General features: G+C 68.1%; 12 protein-coding genes. 7 read left to right on the top strand and 5 right to left on the bottom strand.

What is annotated here, in order from left to right; genetic code table 11:
• Positions 1-11: 11 nt before the first annotated feature.
• Positions 12-704 carry a TetR/AcrR family transcriptional regulator gene (locus tag ACGF4C_RS24515; RefSeq protein ID WP_393568957.1) on the bottom strand — a complete coding sequence of 231 codons (693 nt, stop codon included), beginning with the start codon at positions 702-704 and terminating at the stop codon, positions 12-14.
• A gap of 53 nt (positions 705-757) precedes the next feature.
• Between ACGF4C_RS24515 and ACGF4C_RS24510 the strand changes: the two genes are divergently transcribed.
• The gene (locus ACGF4C_RS24510; protein WP_393568956.1) at positions 758-1,876 is read left to right on the top strand and encodes an FAD-dependent oxidoreductase; all 1,119 of its coding nucleotides are present in this window, start codon (positions 758-760) and stop codon (positions 1,874-1,876) included.
• A 388-nt stretch (positions 1,877-2,264) separates the two neighbouring features.
• On the opposite strand, the gene ACGF4C_RS24505 is transcribed toward ACGF4C_RS24510, so the two are convergent.
• Complete coding sequence (locus ACGF4C_RS24505) at positions 2,265-2,801, bottom strand: GNAT family N-acetyltransferase (protein WP_393568955.1); 537 nt, start codon at positions 2,799-2,801, stop codon at positions 2,265-2,267.
• 271 nt (positions 2,802-3,072) lie between these two features.
• Between ACGF4C_RS24505 and ACGF4C_RS24500 the strand changes: the two genes are divergently transcribed.
• Entirely contained in the window at positions 3,073-3,672 is a 600-nt protein-coding gene (locus ACGF4C_RS24500; protein WP_393568954.1) for a 2'-5' RNA ligase family protein, read from the top strand.
• 697 nt (positions 3,673-4,369) lie between these two features.
• Positions 4,370-6,043, top strand: coding sequence for a hypothetical protein (locus ACGF4C_RS24495; protein ID WP_393568953.1), 1,674 nt, complete (start codon positions 4,370-4,372; stop codon positions 6,041-6,043).
• Positions 6,044-6,188: 145 nt separating this feature from the next.
• Here the strand turns inward: ACGF4C_RS24495 and ACGF4C_RS24490 are convergent, their stop codons facing one another.
• A complete protein-coding gene (locus ACGF4C_RS24490) occupies positions 6,189-6,869 on the bottom strand; it encodes an ArsR/SmtB family transcription factor (RefSeq protein ID WP_393568952.1) in 681 nt (226 codons plus the stop codon).
• Positions 6,870-6,970: 101 nt separating this feature from the next.
• Between ACGF4C_RS24490 and def the strand changes: the two genes are divergently transcribed.
• The 3 genes from def (at position 6,971) to ACGF4C_RS24475 (ending at position 9,574) form a co-directional block, all read left to right on the top strand.
• Complete coding sequence (gene def, locus ACGF4C_RS24485; protein ID WP_393568951.1) at positions 6,971-7,645, top strand: peptide deformylase; 675 nt, start codon at positions 6,971-6,973, stop codon at positions 7,643-7,645.
• A 455-nt stretch (positions 7,646-8,100) separates the two neighbouring features.
• Positions 8,101-8,622: a hypothetical protein gene (locus tag ACGF4C_RS24480; RefSeq protein WP_393568950.1), complete on the top strand. Its 522-nt coding sequence runs from the start codon at positions 8,101-8,103 to the stop codon at positions 8,620-8,622.
• Between the two features lie 19 nt (positions 8,623-8,641).
• Positions 8,642-9,574 carry a ribosome-inactivating family protein gene (locus ACGF4C_RS24475; protein ID WP_393568949.1) on the top strand — a complete coding sequence of 311 codons (933 nt, stop codon included), beginning with the start codon at positions 8,642-8,644 and terminating at the stop codon, positions 9,572-9,574.
• Between the two features lie 559 nt (positions 9,575-10,133).
• Here the strand turns inward: ACGF4C_RS24475 and ACGF4C_RS24470 are convergent.
• On the bottom strand, positions 10,134-10,577 hold the full coding sequence (locus ACGF4C_RS24470) for a hypothetical protein (protein WP_393568948.1): 444 nt from the start codon (positions 10,575-10,577) through the stop codon (positions 10,134-10,136).
• 481 nt (positions 10,578-11,058) lie between these two features.
• Here ACGF4C_RS24470 and ACGF4C_RS24465 point away from each other — a divergent pair, with 481 nt between their 5' ends.
• Positions 11,059-11,355 (top strand): DUF1330 domain-containing protein, encoded by a 297-nt coding sequence (locus tag ACGF4C_RS24465; RefSeq protein WP_393568947.1) that lies wholly within the window; start codon positions 11,059-11,061, stop codon positions 11,353-11,355.
• Positions 11,356-11,990: 635 nt separating this feature from the next.
• Here the strand turns inward: ACGF4C_RS24465 and ACGF4C_RS24460 are convergent.
• Positions 11,991-12,350, bottom strand: coding sequence for a hypothetical protein (locus ACGF4C_RS24460; RefSeq protein ID WP_393568946.1), 360 nt, complete (start codon positions 12,348-12,350; stop codon positions 11,991-11,993).
• Positions 12,351-12,957: the final 607 nt, after the last annotated feature.

The raw sequence follows: 12,957 nt of genomic DNA, 5'->3' as shown, positions 1-12,957 counted from the left end.
AGAGCTGAGCGTCACGCCGGCGGCCGGGGGAGTTTGGCGGCCACGGCGTCGAGGACCCAGTCCAGGCCGGTCGCGAAGGACGTCTCGGCGTCCACGTCCGTGCCGTCGTGCACGGCCTTGGCCAGCGCCGGGAAGCGGCCCGTGGCCAACATTCTCGTCACATGCGGACCGGAGGCGCGCTGCCAGTCGCGCTTGGACAGGCTCGTGGTGCGCTCGGCCCGCAGGTTCGCGATCTCGCGCCTGATCGCGCCGGTGAAGTAGGCGCTGACAGTCTCCACGGCGCGCATCACGGTGTCGATGTCGGCGAGGCCGTCGAGGGCGGCCAGCGTGGCCTCGGTCACGGCGAGGCCGTTCGGGCCCAGGGCCGGGCGGCCGCCGAGGAGGTCGGCCAGCCATTCGTGACGGAGAGCGGCCTGCCTGGTGCGGTGGGCGAGGATGCGCAGCGCCTCCCGCCAGTCACCGGCCTGCTCCTCGGGGAGGATCTCGGCCTGGACCTCGTCCACCATGAGGTCGAACAGCTCCTCCTTGGTGGAGATGTATCCGTACAGCCGCATCGGGCCGGCGTTCAGTCGGGCGGCGACCTTGCGCAACGACACCGCCTCAAGCCCACCCTCGTCGGCCAGCGCGATGGCGGCGGCGACGATCCGTTCCCGGTCGAGCGGCACGGGGCGAGTCGGCGGCTCCGGCCGGTCCCAGACAGTCATGGTCACACCCTACTTTTGCGATACAGCGTCTTTCATCAATACAGTGTATCGGTATGAGACATCGCATCGCTGTGGTCGGGAGCGGACCGGCCGGCCTTACCTTCGCCCGCGTCCTGCACCGCCACGATCACCCCGTCACCGTCCTCGAACGTGATCCCGCCCCCGACGCCCGACCCCCGGGCGGCACGCTGGACCTGCACGAAGGGCTGGGCCAGCTCGCGCTGGAGAAGGCAGGGCTGCTGGCGGAGTTCCAGGCGCTGTCCCGTCCCGAGGGGCAGGCCATGCGCATCCTGGACGCGGACGGCACCGTCCTGCGTGACTGGCGACCCGGTCCGGACGAGCGGGCGAACCCCGAGATCGACCGCGGGCAACTCCGCGATCTGCTGCTCGGGACCCTGGATGTCCAGTGGGGGAGCGGCGTAACCCAGGTGGTGCCGGGGGCCGGGGACGGCGTGCGGGTCCACTTCGAGGACGGGCGACAGGAGACATTCGACCTCGTAGTCGGCGCGGACGGCGCCTGGTCCCGGATCCGCCCTGCGGTCTCGTCGGTGACGCCGCACTACACCGGCGTCACCTCGGTCGAGGCCTCCCTCGACGACGCCGACACCCGCCACCCCGACCTCGCCCGGTTGATCGGCGACGGTTCCGTCGCTGCGTACGGCGTGAACTGCTCCCTCGGCGCTCAGCGCAACAGCGGCGGCCACGTCAAGGTGTACGCCAAGTTCCGCGCGCTGCTGGACTGGCACACGAAACTGGACCTGGCCGACGTCGAGGCCGTGCGATCGAGCCTGCTGGCCCTGTTCGACGGCTGGGCCGCTCCCGTCCTCGACCTCCTCCGCCACGGCACCGCTTTCGTCCACCGCCCCTTCTACGTCCTGCCCGTGTCCCACACTTGGCCCCACGTCCCCGGGGTGACGCTACTGGGCGACGCCGCCCACCTGATGCCCCCATTGGGGGTGGGCGCGAACCTCGCGATGCTGGAAGGTGCCGAACTCGCCGAGGCCATCGCCGCCGGTCCTGGAGATCTGGACGAGGCCGTCCGCGCCTTCGAGGAACAGATGTGGGCACGGGCAGGCCGGTGGGCAGAGATCACGATGGCCGGTCTGGAACGCCTCGTGAGCCCGGATCCCGCCGAAGCCCTCGCCCTCTTCGACCAAGTCCAGCCATCCTGACTGCCAAGCGAGAGGATGCCAGCCCAAGACGGCGTCAACCAGCCCCCAGTCGCGGCGAATTGGCCCTAGTCTGCCCGGAATCACCTTACGGGGCAGGGCGGTAGTCGGTAGCCGCTCGACGGGGGGCGCCCACCGGCAGGTCAACAGCCAGGCCCCGGCGAACAGCGCCGCCATGGCCAGCGGTACCAAGAGGTTCAGGGGCGGGGTGCCCGCGCCGGCTCGAAACCATGTCGTGTCGCATGCCACGACTGCCGACAGCGAGTGCATAGACAGCGTTTCGGGAGGCGTTCGGCCGTCTCTGCCTGGTGGGATGTTCAGGAGTTCAGCAGCGCTGGGCTTCGGCCTGGCGGTGCTGTTGAGTTGCGGATCCGCGCTGTCGGGCGCGGGCTCAATCGGATGTTGTGACCGGGGACCACTCGCCGAACCACTGCTCGGCGCCGTAGGCCTCGAACCGCTCCACCTCAGTGAAGCCCAGCTTGGCCGCGAGGCGCATCGAGCGGACGTTGGCGGTCTGGGTGGCGAGCACCACTGGTTCGCCGGGAAGCGCGGCCGCGAACCAGTCAAGTGCCGCTACGCAGGCCTCGGTGGCGTACCCGAAACCCCACGCCTGTGGCAGGAAGAGGTAGCCGAGCTCGGCCTTTCCGGCGGCCTGACGAAGGTGCCCCGTTTCTCTGGTGAGCGTGATCCGGCCGATCATTGCTCCGTCGAGATCGACTATGAAGAGGCCGGGGCGCCGGCTGGGTGTCTGGGGCATCGTGCGCTCGAGCTCGTCACGCGGTTGAGAGCCACCGAGGTAGGTGCCCACCTCTGGCGAGGCCAAGAGCTCGATGACCGCGGCACGGTCCCGGGCCTCGGGCTCACGGAGCACGAGCCTCTCGGTCCTGATCGGGGCAGGTGGCCAGGCGACGGGTCCGAGCTCAGTCATGCCGGCCAGCCAATCAGCACGCTCGGCATCGATCAAGAGTCGCGGACCGGCCAACTCACCGGCCCAGGCCCCGCCTGCCTCCCGTTCTCGTGAACGTCGACTTCGGCAGCGGAGGTCGCCTCCCGACTCGGTCGGCAGGGTGTGCCGTGATCCTCAGGGCCGGGGCGGGCGCGGCAATTGGGCGGTGCCTTGTGATCAACCATGCCTGGGCGCGCGGCACGTCGTAGAGGCTCCGGGTGGTGGTCCGAGCCCGATTTGGGACCATGGCCATGTGGATGGGAATCCGGTCTACGGCGGGGCCGAGCCGGTGGATGTGCTGGAGGTGGCGCCGACGGCCCGGACGGCGGTGGCATGGCTGCCGCCGCCGAAGCTCTGGCCGGTGATTCAGGAGATCCGCTGGGAGCACGATCCGCAGGTGCGGCGGTGGCCGCCGCATGTGAATCTGCTGTTCGGATTCGTGCCGGAGGAGGCATTCGCGCGAGCCGTGCCGTTGCTCTCTGCCGGGGCGGCGCAGAGCACGGCGTTCACGGCTCGCCTGGCCGGAGTGCGGTACTTCCGGCACCGGAACTACGCGACGTTGTGGCTCGATCCGGCTGCGGCGGATCCGGCGCCGTGGACTCATCTGCGCCGGGAGCTGGCGCTGCGGTTCCCACTGTGCCGGGGGCGCGAGGACCGCTTCACCCCGCATTTGTCCCTCGGACGTACGCAGGACCCGAAGCGCCTGGCTGCCGAGTGTGCTGCTCGGCTCGGCGCGCTGGCGGCGGTGGTCGAGGAGGTGGTCCTGCTCTCCCGACGCGGCGAGGGGCCCATGCAGCCTCGGACCGTGATCACACTGGGCACGGGCGAGGTCCGCCGACCACAGGGTTGCTAGGCGCTCAGGCACAACGATCACGATCTCGGGGCGGTCGCGTCGTAGGGGTGGGTAGTTCCATGGGGGAGTGGCTCCTGGTGCGGTCATCTTTCGCTACCCGCCCCGGACGGCTCGACTGTGACTCTTGGGCGCCTTGGGAGGGGTACTGGCAGGGGTGCCCGCTGGGGCCGGGTGCAGTCGACCTACGGCATCGCCGAAGCTGGAGCGCCTGAAGTGGTGGCCGAGTGCGCCCAGGGGCGTTCCTCGGCATGGCCTTCGAACCGTATCGAGGAGCTGGTCAACCCGGGTTACAGTCGAAATGAGCTCCCTGGGAGTGGGGAGTGACCGGCCAGGAGCCGGCGCGCCTCGTCGAGACAGGGCAGCGGCCGCGCTCGTCCAGGCACCCGGGTCCGTCCGGTGGTGGACAGGGCCACGACGCTGATGTGGCCCAGCGCAAGCGTGGGCGGCGCCGGCCGAGGTGTGTCGAGGATGGGGATGGAGCTGCCATGGAGCTGCCCTGTCTCGTGTGGGGTGCTGAGCCGCCGTAGATCACGGAAAAGGGACTGGGGGTGACTGTCTGCGCCGGCTGTGAGCGGGAAGATGCCGCTGCGGGCTTGTGCTGTTCATCGAGCGTGGAGGCTGACCGCAAAGCCTTGATCGGCGCCTGCGCGCGGGGAGGCGGACTGGCGGCGAGTCGGAATCCTCTGCAGGAGGTCTCATGGACTACTTCGACCTCGGGACCGTCACCCGGCGCGTATCGACACGTTCGCCGGAAGCCCAGCTCTGGTTCGACCGTGGCCTGGCATGGAGCTACGCCTTCAACCACGAGGAGGCGGTCACCTGCTTCGAGTCCGCGGCGGCAGCGGATCGGGGCTGCGCCATGGCGTACTGGGGCATGGCGTACGCCCTGGGCCCCAACTACAACAAGCCCTGGGAGTTCTTCGACGACGCCGATCTGCAACGCTCGGTGGAACGGGCGCACAGCGCCGTCGAGCGAGCCCACGCATTGTGTGACGGGGCCACTCCGACCGAGCGCGCGCTCATTGAGGCACTGCGCAAGCGCTACCCGGACTCGCACCCCGCGAAGGACTGTTCCGTCTGGAACGCGCCCTATGCCGAGGCCATGCGCGCCGCATACGAACTCGCTCCCGACGACCTGGACGTCGCCACGCTCTACGCGGACGCGTTGATGAACCTCACCCCGTGGCAGCTGTGGGACCTGCGCACGGGTGAGCCTGCCGTCGGCGCGCGCACGATGGAGGCGAAGGCCGTCCTCGACCGTGCGTTGCTGACCGGGAGCGGCATCGACCACCCGGGCGTACTGCACCTGTACATCCACCTGATGGAGATGTCGCCGACTCCGGAGCAGGCTCTTTCCATCGGCGACCGTCTGCGGGGACTGGTGCCGGATGCGGGCCACCTGCACCACATGCCCTCACATCTGGACGTGCTGTGCGGGGACTACCGCCGGGTCGTGTCGGGCAACAGCGATGCGATCAGGGCCGACGAGAGGTACCTGAGCCGAGCCGGTGCGATGAACTTCTACACGCTGTACCGCTCGCACAATTACCACTTCAAGATCTACGGTGCGATGTTCCTCGGCCAGTCCAGGACGGCGCTGGAGACGGCCGCGCAGCTTGAGGCGTCCATCCCCGAAGAACTGCTGCGCGTGGAGAGCCCGCCCATGGCCGACTGGCTGGAGGGCTTCCTCGCCATGCGGGTCCATGTGCTGATCCGTTTCGGCCGGTGGGCGGAGATCCTCGCGTTGCCGATGCCCTCCGACCCGGAGCTGTACTGCGTCACCACGGCGATGCTGCACTACGCACGCGGAGTGGCGCACTCCGCCAGGGGGGCGACCGCCGAGGCCGAGGCCGAACGAGCAATGTTCCGCCACGCGGCCGGACGGGTTCCCCAGACGCGGATGCTGTTCAACAATACGTGCCGGGACATCCTGGCGATCGCCTCCGCCATGCTCGACGGTGAGCTCGAATACCGCCGCGGCGCGTACGACTTGGCGTTTTCCGCCCTGGAACGCTCCATCGAACTCGACGACAACCTGCCCTATGACGAACCGTGGGGCTGGATGCAGCCGACCCGCCACGCCTACGGGGCGCTCCTGCTCGAACAGGGCCGGGTCGAAGAGGCCGAGGCCGTCTACCGAGCCGACCTCGGACTCGACAACACCCTGCCCAGGTCCTCGCAGCATCCGGGAAATGTCTGGGCCCTCCACGGCTTCCACGAGTGCCTGGTGCGGCTCGGCAGAACGGGAGAGGCCGCCATCGTCGCCCAACAACTCACCGTGGCCACCGCACTCGCGGACGTCCCCGTCGAGGCGTCGTGCTTCTGCCGCCTGGACACCACGGGCGCGAAGAGCGGCTGCTGTTCCGACTGAACCCGATTTTGTCAAAAATGGACTGATGCGCCTGCGCTTGCGCCGGCCCCCGGGACCGCGGCTACGCCTGTCACCCGGCACCGCGCCTCCGACTGCCACCCGGGGCCGTGCCTCCGACTGCCACCCGGGGCCGCGCCTACGCCTGTCACCCGGGGCCAAGGACGGTCACTTTCCGCTCCGTTCGTTCACCGGTGGATTCCTCTGGTGGATTCATCAACTGTGAGTTGCAGCACGGGTTTTGGTGACGCCCGGATCCTTCGACGAGCAGTGGGTACAGCCGGGTGATCGCGGCTACGGCCACGGCGTTTCGAGGGCGCGCAGTGGGGCGGTGGTCCCGGTCGCGGTAGCCGGCGAGCAGTCGACGGATGGATGTGGCGAGTTCAGCCATCTCCGCCGGCGTGAGATGGAGCACGGCGCTGAACGACTCGTCCTGCTGCCACTCGGCCGGCGCCTGGTCCCGGTGAGCCAGCCAGTGTTGGAAGCTCTCGTCCTCCAGCCCGCGGGCGAGGGTGGTGAACTCTTCCGGCTCTTCCGATTCTTCCTGGTCGGGTTGGTGGGTGGATTCCCACCGCAGCCGCCACGGCCGTGCTCGGCCGCCTTGGTGCGGCGCTTCTTCGATCAGTCCGTACCGGGCGAGCTGGCGCAGGTGGAACGAGCAGAGCCCAGAGCTGTGTCCGAGGCGGGCGGCGGCCTCGGTGGAGGTGAGGGTGCCCGTTTCGGCGAGCAGGTCCAGCAGGGCGACGCGTACGGGATGGTCGGGGAGAAGCCGGCGGGCACGGTCCAACAGGGGAGTTGCGGGTGCGGGTCGACGGTTTTCTTCGCTCACTTTGCAAAGGGTGCTACTTTGCAAAGGACTTGGCAAGCCGTCGGGAGGGCCGGCAACTCGGTCCGGGTGGCTGCGGCACTCACGGAAGGCGTTGAGGATTCATGGCTGTTGGGTTCGGTGACACCGCACAGGATCACCGGGTGCGTGTGCAAGGGGTGCCCGTCGAGTCCTATCCGCGGCTCGCTCCGGAGGTGGACCGGGGTGGGGTGCGTCGGATCACCGTGGTCGGGGAGGACGTACTCCGTCGACGGTGTCGGGAGGTGACTCAGTTCGGCACGCCGGAGCTGGCGAAGTTGATCGATGACATGTTCGCCACCAACCAGGTTGCGGAGGGCGCCGGGCTCGCCGCCAACCAGGTCGACGTGGACCTGCAGTTGTTCGTCTGGGACATCACCGATGAGTGGGGTGTCCGCCATGTAGGGCACATCGCCAACCCGGTTTTGGACGACGTACCCGCCGAACACCGTCGCCTGGTGGAGGAACCCGAAGGCTGTCTGTCCGTCCCTGGTCCGTACCGCGTGGTGCCCCGCCTCGACCGTGCCGTCGTCCGCGGCCGCGACAAGGACGGCAACCCGCTGGTGATCGAGGGCAGGGGCTACTTCGCCCGGTGTCTGCAGCACGAGACCGACCACCTTCACGGCCACCTGTATCTGGACCGGCTCGCACAGCGGGAGCGGAAGGCGGCTCTCCGGGAGATGAGGGACTCCCAGGACCGGGTGTTCGCCCGGCGCGCCGCCGCCGCGAAGAAACTCGGCAAGTCCCCCGCGCTCTCCTGAAAGCACTGAACGCACTGAACGCACTGAAGGCACTTAACAGCCCCGGGCTCCCGTCCCATCCCTGCTCTGTCCTGCCCTGTCCCGCCCTGGAAAGGTGGCCGCTGAGACGAAACGTCCCGGTAGTCGAACGTCGCCTGACGTGGTGCTGAATACTGCCTGGCGGGTCGGGCTTCCCGGTCGGCCGTACGACCCATCGGGCGGGCCGAGCTACCGAACAACCGGCAGGACGTTGAGGCGGAGTTCTGCGACGTCATCGTCATGCCTTGCGCGCATGGAGGCAGGCTCGCGTTGAGCGATCGTCAAAGCAACGTTGAACGCCACTCCCTAGCGTTTCCGGCGCATCGATCACCGATCAACGCCAAGGTGGGGTAGGCATGTTGTTCCGTACGCGAGGCACGGTAAAGGTTTCTTCCTTATACGCCGGGGTGAACACGCCCCGGCGGCGGGCGGCGGTCATGGCTGGGGTGCTCGCGGGTGTGTCCGTGGTGGCGCTGGGGACGGCTTCCGCGGCGCCACAGGAGGATTCCGGCAAGTCGACGAAGGCCGCTGTACAGGCGGCCCCTGCGACCGACTCGGCGCGTGAGCACTGGCAGCCGCCGAAGGACCGGAGCGGGGGCTCCGGCGCCCGCGGGGCGGAGTACCCCGTGCTCAACGCCGACTACCTGATCAGCGAGGTATCGCCGGCGCAATACCGCGGCTGGTGGTACCAGTCCCACCTCACCGGCATCAACGTGACATGGATGACGCCCTCGGGGCGGGATCCGTACGACGGCTGGGACTGGATCGAGATCATCGACAGCAAAGGCAACCGCATCACGTGGGACTGGGTCTGCGGAAACGCCCACTGCGGCGCGTACGGCTCGACCATGATCGGCCTGCATCTGAACAAGGGCGAGGAGTACAAGGCCCTCTACTGGAGCGACGGAGGCCGGGTCACCAAGGGCAACCTGCGCGCCGAGTTCGAGTTCTGGGCCTGACATGGGAGGCCGAGAAGAGATGAAGCGAGGAGCCGAACACCGGTGGCTGCGACGGCGATTGACCAGCGCTACGGTCGTGGTCTCCGTGCTGGCCGGCACGCTCGGTGCGGGCAGCGCGGTCGCCCAGAACAGCCCGGAGGCCGAGCCACGGGCCCGGCCACAGTCGCAGGCCCAGCCGCAGCAGAGGATGGCAGGCAGCGACGAGGAGTACGCCAACCTCTACACGCACACGGTCGGGAACATCCGCAGCGCGATGCTGGGGGACGAGGCCGCCCGGCAGCCCGGGTCCGGCCGTCTGATCCGGAACCCCGACCCCGAGGCCTTCCAGTCGATCAACATCGGACGGCTCGCCGAGCGTGACGACATCCAGGGCAGCACGGTACGAGGGCTCTTCCGCCGGTCCGACAACTATCTGCTGGGCTTCTACGTGCGTCGCGGGAACGGCCGCCAGATCGTGTACACGTTCACCGAGGGCGGGAGAGACATGGTCCCGGACACGGTGTACGAGGGCGCCCAAAGGTCGCGCTTCCCCTTCCCCGTCACCTATCGCGACCTCCCCACCATCCAAGTCGGCCGGGGTCTCCTGAGGGACGCCGTACGCCAACTGTTCGACAACGACCCCGGCACGAGCAACCACAGACTTCAGGACGGTGTCGAGAGGCTGGCCGTGGCCCTGGCCGAAGGGGCGCGGTTCCAGCTGATTCCCGGGCTGATCGCCCAGCACATCCGGGGCGGGCAGGGCTGGACAGTGGGCGAGCACGAGGCGGAGATCCATGACTGGAACGACCGGTCCGAGGTTGTCGTGAACGCGCACGCCGCCGACCCGAGCGGCGGCAACCGCTCCGTGTGGGGGCAGCAGCACCTGTACCGCTGGAACGGCGCCAACGTCATGCTGACCGCGCTGGACCTGGCCCGCCGGCTCTACCTGATCAAGCCACCGCCGAAGCGTTGACATACCGACCCGGTCACCGAGGGCTGCCGCCGCCGTGCTCCGCCTCGTGCTGGAGCGGCGCCGCTGCGACCGTGTCAGTGCCTGGGCGGCGACGATGAGCCGCACGGCGCCCGCCTCGAAGCGGGAACGCAGACACGCCGAACGTGGACATCCCGAACGCAGTCACCCCGAACGCGGACACCCCGAACGCGGACACCCCGAACGCGGACACCCCGAACGCGAGCGATTCCAGGGATTCCCGCTGGCGGCTCGCCTCCGTCCGCGGAGAGCACGCGCTCGTGCTCGTCGCAGTGGGGTGTCGCGCCGGGTCATCTCCGCTCGAGTGGAGGTGACCCGATGGGAATGGGGATGCTGGTGCGGGCTTCCTCCTTGGGCTTCCTCCTCCGGATGCCTGCTGGCCCTCGCGCATCAGCCTCGTGGCTTTGTCCACGGATTTCGACCCAAGTGCCCATCATCCAGGAGCAGTCGGATTGGCCCGGGACCGCTGTTCACGAGAAGGAGAGGCACCGGCGCCCAAGCTTGGTCGCGGGCTCATTCGAGATCCATGTGCAGCTCTCCGTCACGGGGTCTCAGGCAGACGCTGGACTGTCCTCCAACGTGGGGCTTCGTCGTCCGGGACGTCCGGGGAAGGGAAGTGAAACGGCACACCGAGGTACTGGGCCAAGGCACGCCCTGCCTTGTCTGCAGCGATACCTGGCGGAGGCCCGCCGCGGCGGTGGTAGACGGTCGCCAGATGCCGTTCCCCAGCCGGGTCGTCCAGGATCGCGACCAGGAGCACGAACCAGTCGTGAAGGGTGTCGCCGTCCCAGAGAGCCTCGATCGCGGCCACCCGGCCCGGGTGGGCGCCAGCACGGGTGGCCAGTGAGGACACGTCCAGCGGATCGGGCTGCGCGCGCCGCACGCGGTCGCCGAACATTTCGTAGCGCGCGTGCACCACTTGCTCCGCCTCGCGCAGACTCACTTCCAGGGGGCGCAGTGCTTCCCACACGACCTTGATCGCCATGATCGGGCGGTCACACAGTACGTTCTCATCGACCTCCCGGCGGGTCCGCTCCTCCAGGTAGTTCCACCACCCACTCACTGGGCCACCACGGATTGCGCGAAGTACGTCATGGGCCGAACGTACCTCCTCCGCGGAACGGCGGGGCGGCTGCGTCGTGAAGCACCAACCCGTCCAATCAGCCTGCGCGCGGTTCTCAGCACGGTTCTCGCGGGCGGACTGCGATGACGCTCAGGTGAAAGACGTCCCGGACGCGCGAACGCCTGTCATCCTCGGCATTGACGATCTCCGACTGCTCCCCAGAGCTACGCGGATTGCCCGGACCAGCCGCGAAGGTATCCAACTCCTGCAGGAGCACCGCGACAGCTTCATCGACGAGTTGTGGCGCGACCACGGCTGGTAGAGGTCGCCGGAACTTTGGGCGCCTGTCTCACCCAGATGCTGGCCGGATTCGTCGCTTGACGCGCCTGGCAGCATGGCTGGCATGCCTGTTTACGTGATCTCGGAGGTTGATGTGCTGGACGAGGAACTGGCTTACGTCTACCGGAAGTTGGCGGAGGCTTCCATCCGTCGCTACGGCGGCCGCTACATCGTCCGCGGCGCTGTACCCGAAGTCTTGGAGGGCAGCTGGCCCTCGTCTCAGCGGGTGGTCGTTGTCGAGTTCCCAGATGCGGATCGGGCCGAGGAGTGGTACGCATCTTCTGAGTACGCTGACGCGCTTGAGGTCCGGAAGACAGCACTGGAGCGGCGACTTCTTCTTGTTGACGGGGTGCCTGAGTAGCGGCGGCGATCATCCGACGCCGGACAGGCCTCGCACTTGATCTGCCTTTCCGCAGCTCAGCGGACGTGAAGGCGGCCTTCGCCTGATCCATTGCTTCGTCGCAAGGCACAGGTACAGAAGTCTCATGCTTCCGGATGGAGTTGTACACGTGTCTGACCATGTGGGGCGAGGCGTTGTTCGAGCTGTGCGACGCGCTGTTGTGCACGGACGGTCCGGTAAGGACGCTGGTCGCTTCCGCCCTTGCGCCCGAACATCGCCATGGGCCCGGGGCTCTCTACGGCGGGCCTCAAACGGGACCGGATCGATGTCGGGCGGCTGCGTCGTGCCCTGGTCCTGGAGGCCTGATACGAAGCGGCCCGCATCGCCCGCTCGCTGAGGGATCTGCCGGTGCAGATCACTGGCCGGCTCCGCTCCGACCGCGTGATGCGGGCAGCCAACCCCGCCACGCGTCTACGCCCCGAAGGGCGGCCAGCCGCGCTTGACGTCGCCGCCTGGAAAGAGGCTGGTAGGGAGCCGGGAGCCGGGAGCCGGGAGCCGGGAGCCGGGAGCCGGGGCCACAGGGACAGTCTCACAAACCAACCCTTGGGGAGGCGGCTAACCGCCGGGGCGGTCGGCGAGGAGACGGCCTCTCGCGGTCAGCCGTTCTCGTTCAGCACGAGGTAAAAGCCGTATTGATTCTCCGGCGCCAGTTCCACATGGTCGATAGGCCACAGATGAGACTCGTCGTTGCCCGCGCGGACTGGAGTGTTGGGGGCAGGGTCGGCTTTTATTTGATCTCGCATGAGATCGGCAAGGCGGAGGCCCGGATCCCCACTTTCATGCTCCGCCGTCAGGCGCCACTGCCCGTCCGCGGCGCCGTCCTGATAAAGCAGCTGAGGTGAGCCGCCCTCCGTGTAATACAGCTGGTATTCTTCGGCCCTCTCCTCCCCGACCCGCTCCATGAGTGGGATGAACTGTTCCTTGAGTTCCTGGACTGTCAGGTTTCCCTGGGGCATGACTTCCGCCCTTCTGGCGTTGCGGATTGAGCTGAATTGCGGATGAGCTGAAATGGAAAGCTCGCTTAGTCATCCAGAGACGTAGGCAATCTCTTCCATCGCAGCGCAGGCGGGCACTCCACGCAACTCGGGGTAGCTGACGGCATACGCCGGCCCGTGAGCTGTCGCAAGGGGCAGGCGTACCGTCGGTCGTGCACCGCCCGCGTCAGGGTGGGCTGCGCAAATCCAGCGGCCGAACCGGCACATCGGCGCCCATCGTCTGCGCGGGTATCGCTCTGGCCAGGTCCGGTGTGGCGGCGAAGCCGACCTCGCAGCCGGGCCACCGATGACAGCAAACCGATCACAGCAAACCGATCACAGCGACTGCGGCTGCCGTGCCAGTAGTTACGTGATGCGTGGGAGAACCTTGGCGGAGCTTGACAGTTGCGGTACCCACCGCCCAAACGCGAACCCCAACCGATCAACCGCCTCGTTCAGGATCTCAAGGGCATTGGTCATGCTGACCCTGGCACCGGCGCCACTGACAACGGTCCGCGCGGTATCAGCGGTATCAGCGGTATCAACGGACCGCGGCCTGCTCCGGTCCGGCAAGCCTCCGGGTGTGTCG

The organism is Streptomyces sp. NPDC048197 (assembly GCF_043202395.1).
In the GTDB taxonomy this organism is placed as follows: Bacteria; Actinomycetota; Actinomycetes; order Streptomycetales; family Streptomycetaceae; genus Streptomyces; species Streptomyces siderophoricus.
The sequence above is the reverse complement of the archived record's forward strand: the minus strand, read 5'-3'. Positions and strand labels throughout refer to the sequence as shown.

Bases quoted from the DNA above. Each gene is read 5' to 3' on its own strand.
- ACGF4C_RS24515 (WP_393568957.1), bottom strand. From the start codon at position 704: ATGACTGTCTGGGACCGGCCGGAGCCGCCGACTCGCCCCGTGCCGCTC.
- ACGF4C_RS24510 (WP_393568956.1), top strand. From the start codon at position 758: ATGAGACATCGCATCGCTGTGGTCGGGAGCGGACCGGCCGGCCTTACC.
- ACGF4C_RS24505 (WP_393568955.1), bottom strand. From the start codon at position 2,801: ATGACTGAGCTCGGACCCGTCGCCTGGCCACCTGCCCCGATCAGGACC.
- ACGF4C_RS24495 (WP_393568953.1), top strand. From the start codon at position 4,370: ATGGACTACTTCGACCTCGGGACCGTCACCCGGCGCGTATCGACACGT.
- def (WP_393568951.1), top strand. From the start codon at position 6,971: ATGGCTGTTGGGTTCGGTGACACCGCACAGGATCACCGGGTGCGTGTG.
- ACGF4C_RS24480 (WP_393568950.1), top strand. From the start codon at position 8,101: ATGGCTGGGGTGCTCGCGGGTGTGTCCGTGGTGGCGCTGGGGACGGCT.
- ACGF4C_RS24475 (WP_393568949.1), top strand. From the start codon at position 8,642: ATGAAGCGAGGAGCCGAACACCGGTGGCTGCGACGGCGATTGACCAGC.
- ACGF4C_RS24470 (WP_393568948.1), bottom strand. From the start codon at position 10,577: ATGGCGATCAAGGTCGTGTGGGAAGCACTGCGCCCCCTGGAAGTGAGT.
- ACGF4C_RS24465 (WP_393568947.1), top strand. From the start codon at position 11,059: ATGCCTGTTTACGTGATCTCGGAGGTTGATGTGCTGGACGAGGAACTG.
- ACGF4C_RS24460 (WP_393568946.1), bottom strand. From the start codon at position 12,350: ATGCCCCAGGGAAACCTGACAGTCCAGGAACTCAAGGAACAGTTCATC.